Origin of the sequence: Devosia elaeis (genome assembly GCF_001650025.1) — a bacterium.
Lineage (GTDB): Bacteria > Pseudomonadota > Alphaproteobacteria > Rhizobiales > Devosiaceae > Devosia > Devosia elaeis.
This window is the reverse complement of the sequence record NZ_LVVY01000100.1, coordinates 31,597-48,682: the sequence shown is the minus strand read 5'-3', so window position 1 is coordinate 48,682 and position 17,086 is coordinate 31,597. Positions and strand designations below refer to the sequence as shown.

Below are 17,086 nucleotides of genomic sequence, written 5' to 3'. Positions count from 1 at the left end.
CCCGTGGGAAAATCCGGTTTCGTGACGAACGGCCATTGGCTCGTTCTGTTGTGTTTCGATAGGGCCAATGGCCGTTCGTTACCGTGAAACCGCAAGCCGAAAGGCCGGGCGGCGCATAGGCATGTCCGGAATGGGGAGTGTAGCCGGGTGCCTCGTGCGGGCCGGCACCCCCTCCCATCCTCCCCCGTCAAGGGGGAGGTGTCGCATCCAGTGTGGGGCAGCATTTGCGTCTCATACGCCGGCCCGTCACCCTCCCCCTTGCGGGGAGGGATGGGAAGGGGGGATGGCCCCCTCGATCTTGTCGGCCCATATGCGATAGCTCCGCCCCGAGAAAGGGGCAGGGAGCACCAACTCCGCTACGGATAAACTGCTCTACCCCTTCCGCAGAACCAGCGTCGTCCAGTCCTTGCGCTTGAGGTGGTCCACCAGCGCGAAGCCGGCGGCCTCATAGGCGGCGATGACGCCATCGGCCTGCGTATTGAGGATACCGGACAAAATGGCATGGCCGCCAGGCTGGGCGATCCGGCCCATGCCGGGGGCCAGTTCGGTCAGCGGCCCGGCCAGGATATTGGCGACGATCAGGTCATAGGGCGCGCGCCCGGCGATTTCCGGATGGTCGAGCCCGGTGGCTTCGATCGTGTCGATCTGCGCGCCGACCCCATTGTCATTGGCATTGTCGATCGTGGTGGTCACGGCGATCGGGTCGATATCGGTGGCGAGGATTTTCGCGTCCACCCGCTTGGCCAGGGCAATGGCCAGAACGCCGGTGCCGGTGCCGATATCGATCATGCGGCTGGGCGTGCGCTTGCGCAGCACCATTTCGATGGCTTCCAGGCACCCCGTGGTCGTCTCGTGATGACCGGTGCCGAAGGCCTGGGCCGCCTCGATCCGCATCGGGGTCAGGTGTTCGGGCACCGGCTCGGTGGCGTGGCTGCCATAGACATAGAAGCCGCCGGCAATGACCGGGGCGAGGCCCTCGAGCGATTTGGCCACCCAATTGACCTCGGGGTCGATGGTTTCGACCGAGAACGTCACCTCGCCCCCGAGGACCTGCCGCGCCAGTTCGGAAAAGGCGGCGAGATCGGGCGGGCTGTCGCAGGTGGCTTCGAACACCCATTCGCCAGTCTCCTCGTTTTCATGCGCCGAGGCGGTCAGGGCCAGCTCGTCGCGCTCGGAAACGGCATCGACCAGGGCATAGGCCTGCTCCTTGGTGAGGGAAACGGAAAGCTGATCGACGGACATGGGCGGGCCTCTGCTGCGTTCGGCCTTCATTGCTGCACCAGGGCAGGGCAAGTCAATGGCGGGCCTTGACGCGCACCTTGGCACTGTTCATCATTTGTTCGAAAGGAGGAGGCGGCAATGTATGGATTGATCGGGCGCATGCTGGCGGCAGAGGGCAAGCGCGAGGACCTGCTGCGCATCATGCTGGAGGGGAATGCAGCCATGCCGGGCTGCCGCTCCTATGTCATCGCGCGCGACCCGGCCAGCGAAGACGGTATCTGGATCACCGAAGTCTGGGACAGCCAGGAGCAGCACGCCGCCTCGCTGCACCTGCCGCATGTACAGGCGACGATTGCCAGGGCCAGGCCATTGATCGCCGGCTTCGACCAGAGGTTCGAAACCGAACCGATGGGCGGCGTGGGGATTTAGCGGATTTCGCTCAGAAACATCAGTAGACCTCATCCTGAGCTTGTCGAAGGACGAGGGCGTGGCACGCCAATCCCCGGCCCGCCCGACCTCGTGGTTCGACAGGCTCACCATGAGGTCTTCTGAACACCAGTTCCGGAGCAAACCTGAACCGCTTTAGCGCCAGATGCTCCGCACCCTCACCCCTTGCTGATGAAGCTCTCCAGCACCTTCTTGGTGCCGGCCTTCTCGAAATCGATGGTCAGCTTGTTGCCCTCGATGCTCATGATCTCGCCATAGCCGAATTTGAGGTGGAAGACGCGGTCGCCCAGGGCGTAGCTGCTGGACTGGTTGCCGAGATCGACCGAACGGGCCACGAGGTCGCCTTCGATGGTCAGCGGGCCCGAGCCCCGCCGGTTGGCCTGGTTGGCGCGGGCGCGCTGCCAGCCGGGGGTTTCGTAGACGCTCTCGAACGGATCGGCCTTGTTGAAGCGGCTGGCGGCGCCACCGCCATAGCCATAGCCGCCATAGGCCGAGCCGCGATCGGTCACCTCCACCGCGTCGGGCGGTAATTCGTCGATGAAGCGCGAGGGAATGGCCGATTGCCAGAGGCCGTGAATGCGGCGGTTCTGCGCGGCCGAGATGCGCACGCGCTTGCGGCCCCGGGTGATCCCCACATAGGCAAGGCGCCGTTCCTCCTCGAGGCCGGCGCGTCCGCTCTCGTCCATGGAGCGCTGGCTGGGAAAGGTGCCGTCTTCCCAGCCGGTCAGGAAGACCGTGTTGAATTCCAGCCCCTTGGCCGAATGCAGCGTCATGATGGTCACGGCATCGCTGGCGTCGGCATTGTCGCGGTCCATGACCAGGGAAATATGTTCGAGAAAGCCGCCCAGCGTTTCGAACTCCTCCATGGCGCGGCTGAGTTCCTTGAGGTTTTCCTTGCGCCCCTGGGACTCGACGGATTTGTCGGCCGCCAGCATGTCCATATAGCCGCTTTCTTCGAGAATCTGCTCGACGAGCTGGTATGGCGGCAGGCTTTCGGCGCGATGAGCCCAATTGTCGAACTGGGCGACGAGGTTGCGCAACGTGGTGCGCTGCTTGGGCTTGAGGTCCTCGGTCTCCACCATCAGGCGGGTGGCGCTGAGCAGCGGCACCTGCTGGTGCCGGGCCGTCGCTGTCAGCATGTTGACCGTGGAATCGCCCAGGCCGCGCTTGGGCACATTGATGATGCGCTCGAAGGCAAGATCGTCGGCCGGCTGCGCCACGAGGCGCAGATAGGCCAGCGCGTCGCGGATTTCCTTGCGCTCATAAAAGCGGGGGCCGCCGACCACCCGGTAATTGAGGCCGAGCGTGATGAAGCGCTCTTCCAGTTCGCGCATCTGGAACGAGGCGCGAACCAGGATGGCCATGGAATTGAGGGACTCGCCCTGGCGCTGATATTGCTCGATTTCCTCGCCGACCAGGCGCGCTTCTTCCTCGCTGTCATAGACCTGGGTGAAGGAGATCGGTTCGCCCGCATCGGCCACATCGGTGAACAGCGTCTTGCCCAGCCGCCCCTCGTTGAAGGCGATGACGGTGGAGGCGGCCTTGAGGATATTGGCGGTGGAGCGATAATTGCGCTCCAGCTTGATCACCTTGGCGCCGGGGAAATCGCTCTCGAAGCGCAGGATGTTGTCCACTTCGGCGCCGCGCCAGCCATAGATGGATTGATCGTCGTCCCCGACCACGCAGATATTGGCCTCTGAGGCGGGTTTGCCCTGGGCCAGCAGGCGCAGCCACAGATATTGGGCGGTATTGCTGTCCTGGTATTCGTCCACCAGCATATATTTGAATTTGCGGTGATATTCGGCCAGCACTTCGGGATTTTCCCGGAACAGCCGGATGCATTCCAGCAGCAGGTCGCCGAAATCGGCGGCGTTGAGTACTTTCAGCCGCGCCTGATAATCGTAATAGAGCTTGCCGCCCTTGCCATTGGCGAAATAGCCGCTGTCCGCTGCGGGCACGTCCTTGGGCAGCAGGCCGCGGTTCTTCCAGGCGTCGAGCATGCCGGCGAACTGGCGGGCCGGCCAGCGCTTCTCGTCGATATTCTCGGCCTCCAGAAGCTGCTTGATGAGGCGGATCTGGTCGTCGGTATCCAGGATGGTGAAGGTGGGTTTCAAATCCACCAGTTCGGCATGCTGGCGCAGGATGCGCGCCGAAATGGAGTGGAACGTGCCCATCCAGGGCAGGCCGTCCAGGCTGGGCACCTGCTCGTGAATGCGCTTTTTCATCTCGCTGGCGGCCTTGTTGGTAAAGGTCACCGCCAGGATCTGGCTGCCCCAGGCCAGGCGCTGGTTGAGCATATGGGCGATGCGGGTCGTCAATACGCGCGTCTTGCCGGTGCCCGCGCCGGCCAGCACCAGCAGCGGCCCTTCCGTGGTCAGCACGGCATCGCGCTGCTCGGGGTTGAGCCCGGCGAGATAGTCGGGTTCGCGCCGATGAAGCTGGCTGGTGATCGGCCCGCCTTGGGGGCGGGGAAGAGGGGCGGTATCGGCCATGCGTGCTTTATGTTTCGGGCCATGCCGGGAAAGGGGCTTCCCGGCGGCCAGGCTTGACGAATCTTATTTTGTTCTCCTGCGCAATATAGGGATCGCGTCCGCTCCTGTACAGAAGCGGCGGGTGTCACATAGGCGTCACGCAAGCGTCATCGAAGCGTTTTGATCGCCCCCTAAGCGGAGGCGGCATCTTTCCAGGGGAACACCAGATGATTGCCAGCAAACGCCTCGCCGCGCTCAGCGCCGCGCTGCTTCTGTCGACGGCCGGCGCCTTCGCCGCCGAGAGCTTCAACCGCATTGCCAGCTTTCCGGTCGCGCTCAATGCGCTCGACGCCGAGGCGTCCTCGTCCGAGATCATCACCGCCAGCGAAGACGGCATGACGCTGATCTATTCCGACAGCCCCGGTGGCGGCATCGGCTTTGTCGATATCACCGATCCCAAGGCCCCCAAGGCGGCCGGCTACCTGGCGATCGAGGGCGAGCCGACCTCGGTGGCAATCATCGGCGACAAGGCCTATGTGGGCGTCAATACCTCCGAAAGCTACACCGATCCCTCGGGCAAGCTGGTGGTGGTGGACATTGCCAGCCGCACGGCAGAAGCCGAATACGATCTGGGCGGCCAGCCGGATTCGGTGGCGCGCAACAAGGCCGGAACGCTGATCGCCGTCGCCATCGAGAATGAGCGCGACGAAGATGCCGGTGATGGCGGCCTGCCGCAGATGCCGGCCGGCTTTCTCGTGATTTTCGACGTGGCGGCACAAAGCCTCAAGACGGTCGATGTCACCGGGCTGGCCGATGTGTTCGGCGAGGACCCGGAGCCCGAATTCGTCGATTTCAACGACAATGACGAAATCGCGCTGACGCTGCAGGAAAACAATTACATCGTCATCATCGACGGCAAGAGCGGCACGGTCACCGGCCATTTCTCGGCGGGCCTGGCTTCGGTCAGCGACGTCGACACCAAGAAGGACGGCGCCCTGCGCTTCACCGGCAGCCAGAGCGATGTGCCGCGCGAGCCGGATTCGGTGAAATGGCTCGACAACGATCGCCTGGTCATCGCCAATGAGGGCGACTGGAACGGCGGCTCGCGTGGCTTCTCGATCCTGTCGAAATCGGGCGAAGTGCTGTTCGACAGCGGCAACGAGCTCGACCATGTCGCGGCCCGGCTCGGTCATTATCCCGATCACCGTAACAAGAAGGGCGTGGAGCCCGAGGGCCTCGAGGTCGCGACCTTCGGAGAGGAACGCTATATCTTCGTCGCCGAGGAACGCTCCTCGCTGATCGCCGTCTATCGCGATACCGGCGCCGAGCCCGAATTCGTGCAGGCGCTGCCCTCCGGCATCTCGCCCGAAGGCCTGGTCGCCATTCCTGCCCGCAACCTGCTCGCCACTGCCAATGAGGTGGATTTGCGTGCAGATGGCGGCGTGGGCTCGCATGTGATGGTCTATGAACTGGCCGAAGGCGAACCGAATTATCCGCAGCTCGTCTCCGATCTCGACGCAGATGGCCGGCCGCTGGGCTGGGCCGCCATTTCCGGCGCCGTGGCCGATGCGGAGCAGCCGGGCCTGCTCTATGCCGTCAGCGACAGCGTGCTGTCCGCCGAGCCGGCGATCTATACGATCGACGCCACGGCAAAGCCGGCCCGCATCATTGCCAAGACCATCGTGACCCGTGGCGGGGATGCGGCGCAGAAGCTCGATCTGGAAGGCATCACGCTGGATGGCGCGGGCGGCTTCTGGCTGGCCTCGGAAGGCGACAGCGCCAAGCTGACCCCGCACGCGCTCTATCGTGTCGATGCCGATGGCAAGATTCTGGCCGAGGTGCCGTTCCCGGCGGCGCTGCTGGCCGACGAAAAGCGCTTCGGTGCCGAAGGCATTGCCCGGACCGGTGAAGGCGAGGACGAAACCCTGTGGATCGCGATGCAGCGCGAATGGGGCGACGACCCCGCCGGGCAAGTGAAGCTGCTGGCCTATAAGCCCGCCTCCAAGACCTGGGGCGCGGTGGCCTATCCGCTCGAAACGCCCGCCGAGGGCGCCTGGGTCGGCCTCAGCGAAATCACCATTCATGGCGATTACGCCTATATCGTCGAGCGCGACAACCAGATCGGCGACAAGGCGCAGCTCAAGGCCCTGTACCGTGTGCCGCTGGCCGAACTGGTGCCGGCCGAGCTCGGTGGCGAGCTGCCATTGGTGAGCAAGGAACTGGTCCGCGATTTCATCCCCGACCTCGCCGCCAATAATGGCTATGTGCTGGACAAGGTGGAAAGCTTCGCCATCGACGCCGACGGCGTGGGCTATGTCATCACCGACAATGACGGGGTGGACGACAGCTCGGGTGAAACCTTCTTCTGGAGCATCGGTTCGCTTTAAGGCCTCGTTCCTCGATCCTTGGTGCGGCCGGGCGCGAGCCCGGCCGTTTCGTCTGCTCAAATCCGCCTCATCCGACTTGCGCGCAGGCCGCAAGTGCCTACACTCACCGCACTTTCAGCCGGAACAGAACGCGCACAGTGCTCAATCGCATCTATATCGTGGTCGGCATTTTCGCCATCGTGGTGCTGGCCGGCGCCTTCATCGCGCCGCTCTTCATCCAGTGGAGCGATTATCGCGACCGTATGGAGGTGTTGGCGAGCAATGTGCTGGGCGCCGATGTGACCATTCGGGGCGATATCGCCTTTTCGCTCCTGCCCAGGCCACGCCTCGAATTTTCCGATGTCGTGGTGGGCGATATTGAATCGCCATCGGCGCGGGTGGGCTCGGTGGAGGCGGAGTTCGCGCTGTTCGATTTCCTGCGCGACAATTACAACGTCACCGCGTTGCGCCTCGTACGGCCGGTGATCGATCTGGTGCTGGACGAGAACGGCCTGTTCAGCAGCGGCGTCGACCTGTCGGGCGCGGGCGGCAGCGTGGTTCTGGGGCATGCCCGGGTCGCCGATGGCAGCATAAGGCTGACCGATCTGCGCGCCGACGACATGTTCGTGGCCACTGGCATCGATGGCGATTTGCGGCTTTCCAGTTTTTCCGGCCCCTTCCAGTTTCAGGGCGGTGCCGATTATGACGGCGGCCGCTACGAGATCCGCTTCAACGCGGCGGCCAGCGATGCAACGGGCGCCAATCGCGTCTCGGCCTTTCTGCGGGAAGCGGGCGGCGCCTATTCGCTGACCGCCGAAGGCATGCTGAGCGCCGGCATGGCGCCGAAATTCGAGGGCAAGATCGTCTATCGCCAGACCCCGCCGGAAGCCGAGGCCGCCGACGATATAAGGGGTGCGCTGGTGCTGGAAAGCGACGTCGCGCTATCGACCGACAGGGTGGTGCTCTCGGGCTATACCCTGCATCCCGACGAGAACCGGGCAGGCATGCGGCTGACGGGCTCGGCCAATATTCAGCTCGGGGCCCGGCCCGGTTTCGATGCGCTGATGTCGGGGGGTGTTTTCTCGCTGCCGCCGCGCCCGGCCACCGAAGTGCCGGCCGAACTGCCCTATGAACTGGTTCGCCTGCTCGCCGAATTGCCGCCGCCGCCGGTGCCGCCCCTGCCGGGCACGCTGGATATCGACCTGGCCGAGATCGGTTTGCGCGGCTTTTCGCTGCGGGACCTGCGGTTGGATGCCACCACCGATGGGGAGGGCTGGCAGATCGAGCAGGCCGTGGCGCATCTGCCCGGCGATAGCGAACTGCGCCTCTCGGGCCGGGTGACCAATGAAGGAGGCCGCGCCGCCTTCAGGGGCGATTTTTCCTTGGAAGCGCAGCGGCTCGACGCCCTGGCGCAACTCTGGCGCCGTCCGGCGGAAAGCAATGTGCTGTTCAATACGCCGGGGGCGCTCACGGGGCGGCTCATGCTGGCGGGGGATGCGTTCGGGCTCAGCAATGGCCGCTTCGACTTTGCCGGGCAATCGCACGGCGTCGAAATTCGCCTCGGCTTCGGCGCCGAACGGCGGCTGGACAGCGTGCTGCATCTGGGGGCGCTGGACGCGACACAAACGGCGCGTCTGCTGGCGCTGCTGCCCGACGGCGCCAATGATGGTAGCTTTGGCGCCAGCTTTCCCCATGGCAGCTTTTCGCTGACGGCCCAGGCGCTGGACGTGCTGGGCCTGGCCGGCAGCGACGTCGCGCTCGAGGGGCAGTGGTCGCCGGGTGATCTGCGCCTGGCCAAGGTGTCGATGCGCGATTGGGGCGGGGTGTCGCTCAATGGCGCGCTGCGGCTGGCCGGCAATCTGGCCGAACCGCTGGTCACCGGCTCTGGCGAACTGGCCGTCGGCTCCGCCGAGGCGGAGGGGCTGGCCGCGATCTACGAAATGGCCGGGATGCCCTATGCCTGGCAGGAGGGGCTTGCGGGGGTATGGCCGGGTGATCTCCAATTCATCCTCTCGGATGCCGCGACAGGCGGGCAGGTGCTGACTCTGGGCGGCACGCTGGGCGGGGCGGCGCTCGACCTGCGCGCGGAAATGGCGGGCGGCCTGGCGGGTCTGGCCAGGGACGATCTGCGGCTGGTCGCTTCGCTGGAAGCGGAGGACGGTATTGCCGCCCAGGAGCGGTTCGGGCTCAGGGATGCGCCCGTGCTCGCCGGTGACGGAGCCGTTCTGGGCAGCCTGTTCCTGGAGGGGCGCGGGCCGGACGGTTTCAATGGCCGGGCCTCCATCAGCCAGGGCGGGCAGTCGATCAGTTATTTCGGTGACGTCAGGATCGCGGCGAATGGCGAGGTCAGCGGCCAGGGCAGCCTGGACATGCTGCTCGACGATGCCGGCGGCCTGGCGGCGCTGGCGGGCCTGGAAGGCGCGCGATTGCCGGGACTGGACGCTTCCGCCGCACTGGATTTTTCCGGCCGCCGCGCTTTCTCCTTCACCAATATCGCCGGGGTCAGCGGCGACACGGTTTTCTCCGGCGCGCTGTCGATGCAGATGCTGGGCCAATTGCCGGCTTTCACCGGCGCGCTCAAAACGGAGGCCGTCGACGCCACAGCCCTGGCCATGGCCCTGTTCGGCGAGGCCGCCGTCGCCATTCCGGGCGATGATCTGTGGCCCGAAGGTCCCTTGGCCGGCACTGGCGCGCCGCGCCCGTCGCGCGGCGATATCGCGATCAATGCCGATGCCGTCATCGCCAATGGCCAAAGGCTGCTGGGCGAGATGCAGTTCAACTATTCCTGGACGCCGGAAAATATCGCCATCGACCGGTTGAAGGCCCAGGTGGGTGATGGTTCGCTGGAACTGAGCCTGGTGCAATGCTGTTCGGGGCCCTTGGCCGAGCGGAGCCTCTCGGGGCGCGTCTCGATTGCCGGCGTCGATATCGATGCGCTGGCGCCGGCCAATCCGGGGCAGGGGCTTGGCGGCCGGCTCAATGCCGGGCTGCAGTTCGAGGGCAGCGGGCAAAGCCTGGCCGAAATCATGCGCGGCATGACCGGTGAGGGCAATTTCGCCATTGCCGATTTCGAGGCCAGCGGACTGACGCCCACGATCTTCCCCACCTTGGCCGGTATCGAGGACCCGCTGAACATCGATGCAGACGCGCTGGAAACGCTGATGGGCCTGGCCCTGTCGCAGGGCGCATTCGCCGCCGACGAGGCGCGGGGGGCCTTCACCATTGCCGGTGGCGCGGCGCGCATCGCCAATCTGATCATCGAGGGAGAGGGCGGGCGGCTGGCCGGTAGCCTCAATCTGGCCCTGGCGCGCCTGGGGCTCGATGGCAATTTCGTGCTGACGCCGCGGAACTATCGCGATCCCGATGGGCTGATCGAGCCCGAAACGGCCCGCATCGTCGCCCGGATCGGCGGGACGCTGCTGGCGCCCCTGGTCACGCTCGATCTGGCCGAGATGGTCGCGGCCATCCAGGTGCGGGCCAATGAGCTCGAACTGGAGCGGTTGGACAGGTTGCGGCTGGAGGACGAAGCGCGGCAGCGCGCGGCGGCCGAGGCGCGAAACCGGTTGGCCGAGGAACAGCGCCGGCAGGCGGCCGAGGAGGCAGCGCGGCGGGCGGCGGAGGAAGAGGCGCGGCGGCTGGAGGAGGAGCGGCGTCTGCTCGAAGAGAACGTCGCGCCGGAGCCGGCTCCGTCAGCGCCGCTCGATCTGGGCTTTCAGCCTGGGGTGAACCAGCCTTTCGGCAGCGGCGTCAACCAGCCGATCCAGCTTCTGCCGCCGAACTGATTTCGGGCCGGTCCCGATACCAGGCCAGAACGGCGAGCCGCACGGCCGACGACAAATTGGTCGTCTCGCGGGTCTCGTCGATTTCACGAACAATGCCGGCCAGGCTCAGGGCGCGGGCCTGGGCCATGGCTTCCAGGCCTTGCCAGAAGTCCGGCTCGAGGGCGATGGAGGTGCGGTGTCCCGCTATGGAAAAGGAGCGCTTTTCCATCTGTGGTCCGGATCAGGGCTTTTTGCGGAAGGCATCGAGGCTGATGACCTTCTCGCCCTGGGTCTCGGGCTCGGCGCCTTCAGCGACGGCTTCTGTGGCCGCATCGGCCTGGGCTTCGATAGTCTCGTCTTCGCGCGGTGCGGTGGCGGGGTCGAATTGCAGCCCGAACTGCACCGAGGGATCGAAGAAGCCCTTGATGGCGGCGAAGGGAATGACGAGAATTTCCGGCTGGCCATTGAAGCTCAGGCCGACTTCGAAGCCGGTTTCGGAGACCTTGAGATCCCAATATTGGTTCTGCAGCACGATGGTCATTTCCTTGTCGTACTGCTTGAGCAATTCTTCGGAAATCCGCACCCCCGGCGCCCGCGTGGCGAAGGAGATGAAGAAATGGTGCTCGCCGGGCAGTCCGGTGCGCGAAACCTCGGCCAGAACCTTGCGCACGACGCCGCGCAGGGCTTCCTGGGCGAGAATGTCGTATCGCATGTGGTCTTCGGCCATGATGCAAGCTGCTCCGTATATCCCGAGAATCCGAACGGCCCATATCAGCCCTACGTTCCATGAGAATTCAAGGAGAAAGGCGCCAGGGGCGAACAAGAATGGAAATGAAGTGCAGGCTTCTGTTGCCAGGTGCCTGCGAACCCCGCCTGCCGCCCGGCTAGGAGCGGAGGACTTTAATTCCCAGTGCTAGCACCGCTTACGCGGCGAGAGCGACCGGAGCCTTATTGTTGTCATTAGCAACTATAAGTTTCGGACCGATAACGGTGGTACCTCACCGGGCAAAAGCACACTCTTTACGCCCTCGTCGATCCTGTTTCGTCCCCATTGGCTTCCCCGGAGGGGAAGATGGTGGAGACGCCGGGTACTGCCCCCGGGTCCGATGGGTTTATTACAATGACCGTTTATCGCCATAGCCCTTGCGGGCATTCCCTATATAGGTGAGCCCCGGCCGGGATGCAAATGCATCGGCGAAAGAAAAGGGCCGGCGCCAGGCGCCGGCCCTCTGTTCGTGATCGGCCGCTTACTGGGCCGGAGCCGGTGCCGGCTCGGGCGCCGGTGCGGGCGGAGTGTCCTCGACCGGGGCCGGAGCCTCGGTGCCCTGGGTCGGCTCGAGCTGGGAGCCGTCTTCCAGGGTCATGCTCGGCGCCACCGTTTCCTCGATGCCGAGACCGTCCAGGGCCGGCTGGTCGGTGGTCGTCGGAACTTCGACCGTCGAGGCGGGCGGCAGCGGCGTGCTGAAGGTGGTGCTGGCCGCCGGCAATTCGCCGTCCGAACCGAAATAGCGGAAGAAGGCGCTTTCGGGCGACAGGACCATGGTGGTGCCGGAATTGGGCAGGGCCAGGCGATAGGCTTCCATCGAGCGGTAGAACTCGAAGAATTCGGCGTCCTGTCCATAGGCGGCCGCATAGATGCGGTTCCGCTCGGCGTCACCCTGACCGCGGATGATTTCGGCATCGCGGGTCGCGGCAGCGACGATTTCCACGGCCTGACGATCGGCGATGGCGCGCAGGCTTTGCGCCTGTTCCTGGCCGCGGGCGCGGAGCAGGGCGGCCTCGGCGAGACGTTCGGCGCGCATACGCTCGAAGGTCGTGGCCGAGACGTCGGAGTCGAGGTCGGTGCGCAGGATGCGGACATCCACGATGTCGAGGCCCAGTTCCGCCAGATCCGGACGGATCAGGTCGCGGGTTTCCTGCATCATCTGGGCGCGCTGGTCGGAGAGGGCGTCCGTGAACTCACGCAGACCATAGACCTGGCGCAAAGCCGCATCGAGGCTGGCGCCGATACGGGCCTCGGCCACCGAGAGCTGGCCGGTGGCGCGCTCGCGGAACAGCCGTGCATCGGCGATGCGATAGGTCAGGAAGGCATCGACCTGGTAGAAGGCGTTGCCCGAGACCTGCACGCGCATATTGGCGATGTCGTAGCGGAGCAGGCGGTCATCGACGATCTGCACGCTGTCCACGATATCGGTCGGGATCTTGAAATAGAGGCCCGGTTCGGTGCGGATATCGGTGATCTGGCCGAAGCGCATGACGATGGCCTGTTCGCGCTCGTCCACGATATAGATCGAGGAGAACAGGACGTAGAGCGCACCGACGATGACGGCACCAATGATGAAGAGACGATTCGTCATGGTCAGTTCCCCGTCGAGCTGGTTGCGCGCGAACGCAGTTCAGGCAGCGGCAGATAGGGCACGACGCCCTGGCCATTCTGTGCGCCATTCTCGATCAGGACTTTTTCCGATCCGCCCAGCACCTCTTCCATGGTTTCCAGGAACAGGCGTTTGCGGGTCACGTCCGGCGAATTGACATATTCGGCATAGATGGAATTGAAGCGCTCGGCCTCACCGGTTGCCTCCTGCACCACGCGGTTGGTGTAGGCGGCCGCTTCTTCGCGGAGTGCGGCGGCATTACCACGGGCATTACCCAGAAGGGTATTGGCGTAGGAACGGGCTTCTTCCTGCAGGCGGGTTTCGTCCTGCCGGGCGCGCTGCACTTCGTTGAAGGCGTCGATGACTTCGGCCGGCGGGCTCGCGTTCTCGATCAGGATCTGGCTGACCGTCACGCCCAGGCCATAGGCCTGCAATGTCGACTGGGTGATGCGCAGCACGTCGGCCTGAATACCGGCGCGGTCGTCCGAATAGACTTCCTGGGCCGGGCGACGGCCGACCACTTCGCGCATGGCGCTTTCGGCTGCGTAGCGAACCAGGGAATCCTGGTCGCGGACATTGAACAGGTAAGCGGTGGGGTCGCTGATGAACCAGAAGACCGAGAACTGGACATTGACGATGTTCTGGTCGCCCGACAGCATCAGGCCGTCGCTGGCGCTGGCGCGCGAGCCGCTGGCATTCTGCACGCCGATCTGGGTCTGGTTGACGGTGGTGACCACGCGCTCGACCGTATCGACGGGCCAAAGCATGAAATGCAGGCCCGGGCCGGACAGCTCGGGCTTGGGCTTGCCGAAGCGCAGCTCGACACCGACTTCCTGCGGGCTGATCTGGTAGACCGAATTGACGCCCCAGAAGGCAAGCAGCGCGATCACGCCGCCGACGATCGCCCAGCGACCACCGGGGACACCGCCCTTGAACTGGTCACGGCCGCGATTGAGGATGTCTTCGAGATTGGGAGTATTGTTCCCGCCTGGACGGCGTGGGCCGCCCCCGCCCCCTCCCGGAGCCTGGCCCCAGGGGCCGCCTGTGTTGCGGCCACCTCCGCCTCCATTATTCTCCCAAGGCATCGCATTCCTTTCGGTGTCTAAGAGAAAACTGTGCTGCCATATATAAGCAAGGCGGCCGCGCGATCAATGCGCGGAGCCGTGAAGGCGCTCATAGATGCGGATCGCATAAGCGGCGCCATCCCTTTCGGAACGCGGCACCTCCGGCTCGGCGACAATCCGCCAGATCGCGCGGTCGATGGGCGGAAAATAAACCTCGCCCTTTGGGGCGAGATCGACATGGGTGATGTAGAGCCGGTCGGCCAGGGGCAGAGCCTGCGCGTAAATGTCGCCGCCACCGATCACCATGATTTCGTCCGTCCCGGAGGCCGCCGCCAATGCGCGGGCGGTTTCCAGCGCCTCGGCCAGGCTGTGCCGCACGGTGACGCCTGAGGGCGCATAATCGCGCTGGCGGGTCACCACGATATGGGGGCGGCCGGCCAGGGGCTTGGGGAAGGTCTCGAACTGCTTGCGACCCATGACCATGGGCTTGCCCATCGTGGTCTGCTTGAACCAGGCGAAGTCGGAGGGAATGCGCCAGGGAATGGTCTGGTCGGCGCCGATGACATTGTTGCGCGCCACAGCGGCGATGAGGGAAACGATCATGATCCGACTTGCCCCAGCTTCGCCAGCGCCTCGCCCTCCACGCGAACCTTGGTCCATTCGTCCTGCATGACGCCGCCCTGGCTCTTGTAGAAATCGATGCTCGGTGCGTTCCAATCCAGCACCCACCATTCGAAACGGCCCAATCCCTCGCGAACGCAGCGTTGCGCGAGATCGACCAGAAGCGCCTTGCCGATGCCCTTACCGCGCATGGCGGGGTCTACATAAAGATCCTCCAGCCATATCCCATGCCGGCCCTGGAAGGTGGAATAGGTATAGAACCAGAGGGTGAAGCCGACAGGCGCGCCCTCCCATTCGGCGATTTCGCAATACACCTTGGGATCGGCCCCGAACAGGTCGCGGGCGATGTCCGCTTCGGTGGCGACCACTTCATGGGCGAGCTTTTCATATTCGGCGAGCGCGCGGATGAAGCCGATGATTGTGGCGGCGTCCTCGGCAATGGCCGGACGGATAGTGAGGCTATTGCCTGTACTCGCTGATGTCACACTGTCATCCCCGCGAGGCGGGGACCTCCGTTTTAAGCAGACAGGGCTCCCGCTGTCGCGGGCATGCCCCCAAGGTTGGCGAGGCGAAACCTACTGGTCCCCATGCCTTTGCAGGATCAGGATTTCCAGTTCCTGTTGGGGCCAGTAGTTCTCCTTGACCATTTCGAACGTGGTCGGGCCGATCTTCTTCACCCCCTCGCCGCAGAAGGACACCAGGTTCTTCTCGCTGCCCTTGTCGATGACCAGGCGGAATTTCTCGATGCCGTTGCCGGCCCAATTGCCGCCGGTGGTGAGGATGTAGGAAATCCAGGTTTCCGAGAAGGGGGCCGACCAGGGCTCGTCGGGATCGGTCAGGGTCTTGCGGACGGCGTTGATGAAGGTGTCGTCGGTGCAATATTTCTGCCTGTACGCGCTGGCCGGGTCGTAATCCTCATAGGGCTCGGACAGGAAGGAAACGCCGACCGTGCCGCCGACGCTGGGCTTGTAGCGGTGCTCGACGGTCACCCGCTCGCCGGCCGGGAAGGTGGCCTCCCAGGTATAGGTGGCGCGATAGGTCCAATTGGGCCAGTGATGGGTTTCCCAGCCTGCGCCGGCGTCGAATTCGTCGGGGATGGCCAGGTCCATATGCAGCAATTGCCGGATCATGTCGTCGTCCAGCTCATCCACGGCATTCAGCGCTTCACTGCTTATGGGCACCAGCGGCAGGTCGAGCCCGCGCAGGAAGTCGGTGCGATCGACGCCCGCGGCATAGGCATATTCGTGCAGGGTCGCATCGACCGGGGTTCCATTGAAGGTCGTTTCAAACTCGAACAGATTGTCGGACGGTCCCGTCGGGAAGGCGACCGGCGAGAAATGATCCGGCACGATATCGGGCATGGGGAAAGCGACGAGCAGGTCGATGTCTTCGTCGCCGTCATTGCGGAAAACATAGGTGACGCGGATTTCGTCGCTGGAGATGTAGAGGTCCTCGCTCTCCATGGCGATTTCGCCATGGCTGACGAATTCCAGCCCGCCGGTGGTGAGCACGGCGGCCGTGTCATTGGCCAGGGCGGGGGCCGTGACGAACAGGATGGCGGCGCATATGGCGGCTCTCATGGCAAACTCCCAATTATCTCGCTCGCGGTCAGCTTGGCATGGCCGGCCCGAGCTGAAATCCTTATGGCGCGCGGCCCAGATATTGGAACCATTTGCGCTCCAGCGCCGCATTGAGATCGATGCTGTTGTGCCGGGCGAACAGCAGCACCATGGCCAGGACGTCGGCGGTTTCGTCTTCGAGCGCCTGGCGGATCGCCACTGCGTCCGCGCCCTTGTGGCGGCCCCGCGCCGTGGTCTTGAGATATTCGGCGACCAGCTCGCCCAGTTCCTCCTGGACCTTGAGCAGATACCAATCATCGTCCCGGGCAATGGCATTGCGCGAGGCATAGGTGTCGGCCACCTCCGCCACCAGGGCCGTGAGTTCGCCCAGCGACCGGCTCATACCGCGATCGGCGCCTGGATGCGCGGGTGCGGATCATAGCCTTCGAAGGTGAAATCCTCGAAAACGAAATCCTCGATCCGCTTGCGCTCGGGGTTGATGACCAGCTTGGGCAATGGACGCGGCTCGCGGCTGAGTTGCAGCCGGGCCTGTTCGAAATGATTGCTGTAGAGGTGGGCATCGCCCAGCGTATGGACGAAATCGCCGACCTCGAGCCCGGTGACCTGCGCGATCATATGCGTCAGCAGCGCATAGGACGCAATGTTGAACGGCACGCCGAGGAAAGAGTCGGCCGAGCGCTGATAGAGCTGGCAGCTCAGTTTGCCGTTGGCGACATAGAACTGGAAGAGGCAATGGCAGGGCGGCAGCGCCATCTTGTCCACCTCGGCCGGGTTCCACGCCGAGACGATGTGGCGGCGGCTGTCGGGACGATTGCGGATGGATTCGATGACGTTGGCGAGCTGGTCGATATGGCGGCCATCCGGTGCCGGCCAGCTCCGCCACTGGCTGCCATAGACCGGGCCGAGATCGCCGTTCTCATCGGCCCATTCGTCCCAGATCGTGACGCCGCGTTCCTGCAGCCAGCGCACATTGGTTTCGCCGCGAATGAACCAGAGCAATTCGTAGATGATCGACTTGCGATGCAATTGCTTGGTGGTGACCAGCGGAAAGCCCTTCGAGAGATCGAAGCGCATCTGGTAGCCGAAGATCGACCGCGTGCCGGTTCCCGTGCGGTCCGACTTGTCGGCGCCGTTTTCGAGAATATCGGAAAGAAGCTGGAGATAGGGCTGCATGTGGGGA

Annotated in this window: 14 protein-coding genes and 1 other RNA gene; 3 read left to right on the top strand and 12 right to left on the bottom strand. The window is 64.5% G+C overall.

The features are described from left to right. Nucleotides 1–372 precede the first annotated feature (372 nt). Nucleotides 373–1,242, bottom strand: a complete 870-nt coding sequence (locus tag A3840_RS13880; RefSeq protein WP_067457927.1) for a 50S ribosomal protein L11 methyltransferase — start codon at nucleotides 1,240–1,242, stop codon at nucleotides 373–375. A 117-nt stretch (nucleotides 1,243–1,359) separates the two neighbouring features. Between A3840_RS13880 and A3840_RS13875 the strand changes: the two genes are divergently transcribed. Beyond that, entirely contained in the window at nucleotides 1,360–1,650 is a 291-nt protein-coding gene (locus tag A3840_RS13875) for a putative quinol monooxygenase (RefSeq protein WP_067457916.1), read from the top strand. Nucleotides 1,651–1,826: 176 nt separating this feature from the next. Here A3840_RS13875 and A3840_RS13870 read toward each other — a convergent pair whose 3' ends face one another. Further along, nucleotides 1,827–4,160 (bottom strand): ATP-dependent helicase, encoded by a 2,334-nt coding sequence (locus A3840_RS13870; protein ID WP_067457913.1) that lies wholly within the window; start codon nucleotides 4,158–4,160, stop codon nucleotides 1,827–1,829. Between the two features lie 206 nt (nucleotides 4,161–4,366). On the opposite strand from A3840_RS13870, the gene A3840_RS13865 reads away from it, so the two are divergent. Together A3840_RS13865 and A3840_RS13860 are read left to right on the top strand one after the other, a co-directional pair. Then, nucleotides 4,367–6,526, top strand: a complete 2,160-nt coding sequence (locus A3840_RS13865; RefSeq protein WP_067457908.1) for an esterase-like activity of phytase family protein — start codon at nucleotides 4,367–4,369, stop codon at nucleotides 6,524–6,526. A 137-nt stretch (nucleotides 6,527–6,663) separates the two neighbouring features. Beyond that, nucleotides 6,664–10,287: an AsmA family protein gene (locus A3840_RS13860; RefSeq protein ID WP_067457904.1), complete on the top strand. Its 3,624-nt coding sequence runs from the start codon at nucleotides 6,664–6,666 to the stop codon at nucleotides 10,285–10,287. Here the strand turns inward: A3840_RS13860 and A3840_RS13855 are convergent. The 10 genes from A3840_RS13855 to A3840_RS13810 all read right to left on the bottom strand — a co-directional run bounded on the left by A3840_RS13855 (nucleotide 10,253) and on the right by A3840_RS13810 (nucleotide 17,079). Then, on the bottom strand, nucleotides 10,253–10,495 hold the full coding sequence (locus tag A3840_RS13855) for a ribbon-helix-helix domain-containing protein (RefSeq protein WP_067457901.1): 243 nt from the start codon (nucleotides 10,493–10,495) through the stop codon (nucleotides 10,253–10,255). The genes A3840_RS13860 and A3840_RS13855 overlap by 35 nt on opposite strands. Before the next feature lie 12 nt (nucleotides 10,496–10,507). Next, a complete protein-coding gene (locus A3840_RS13850) occupies nucleotides 10,508–10,993 on the bottom strand; it encodes an SspB family protein (protein ID WP_067457895.1) in 486 nt (161 codons plus the stop codon). A 108-nt stretch (nucleotides 10,994–11,101) separates the two neighbouring features. Further along, nucleotides 11,102–11,456: a transfer-messenger RNA gene (ssrA, locus tag A3840_RS13845) on the bottom strand. A 57-nt stretch (nucleotides 11,457–11,513) separates the two neighbouring features. After that, nucleotides 11,514–12,623 (bottom strand): protease modulator HflC, encoded by a 1,110-nt coding sequence (hflC, locus tag A3840_RS13840; RefSeq protein ID WP_067457892.1) that lies wholly within the window; start codon nucleotides 12,621–12,623, stop codon nucleotides 11,514–11,516. Nucleotides 12,624–12,625: 2 nt separating this feature from the next. Beyond that, nucleotides 12,626–13,726, bottom strand: coding sequence for an FtsH protease activity modulator HflK (gene hflK, locus A3840_RS13835; protein WP_067457889.1), 1,101 nt, complete (start codon nucleotides 13,724–13,726; stop codon nucleotides 12,626–12,628). Between the two features lie 63 nt (nucleotides 13,727–13,789). Beyond that, complete coding sequence (locus A3840_RS13830; RefSeq protein WP_067457886.1) at nucleotides 13,790–14,308, bottom strand: dihydrofolate reductase; 519 nt, start codon at nucleotides 14,306–14,308, stop codon at nucleotides 13,790–13,792. After that, nucleotides 14,305–14,811, bottom strand: coding sequence for a GNAT family N-acetyltransferase (locus tag A3840_RS13825; RefSeq protein ID WP_067457883.1), 507 nt, complete (start codon nucleotides 14,809–14,811; stop codon nucleotides 14,305–14,307). The genes A3840_RS13830 and A3840_RS13825 overlap by 4 nt, the downstream gene beginning before the upstream one ends. A gap of 90 nt (nucleotides 14,812–14,901) precedes the next feature. After that, a complete protein-coding gene (locus A3840_RS13820; RefSeq protein WP_067457880.1) occupies nucleotides 14,902–15,906 on the bottom strand; it encodes a DUF4424 domain-containing protein in 1,005 nt (334 codons plus the stop codon). Nucleotides 15,907–15,967: 61 nt separating this feature from the next. Continuing rightward, nucleotides 15,968–16,288, bottom strand: a complete 321-nt coding sequence (locus tag A3840_RS13815; RefSeq protein ID WP_067457877.1) for a nucleoside triphosphate pyrophosphohydrolase family protein — start codon at nucleotides 16,286–16,288, stop codon at nucleotides 15,968–15,970. Then, nucleotides 16,285–17,079 (bottom strand): thymidylate synthase, encoded by a 795-nt coding sequence (locus A3840_RS13810; RefSeq protein WP_067457874.1) that lies wholly within the window; start codon nucleotides 17,077–17,079, stop codon nucleotides 16,285–16,287. The genes A3840_RS13815 and A3840_RS13810 overlap by 4 nt, the downstream gene beginning before the upstream one ends. Nucleotides 17,080–17,086 lie beyond the last annotated feature (7 nt).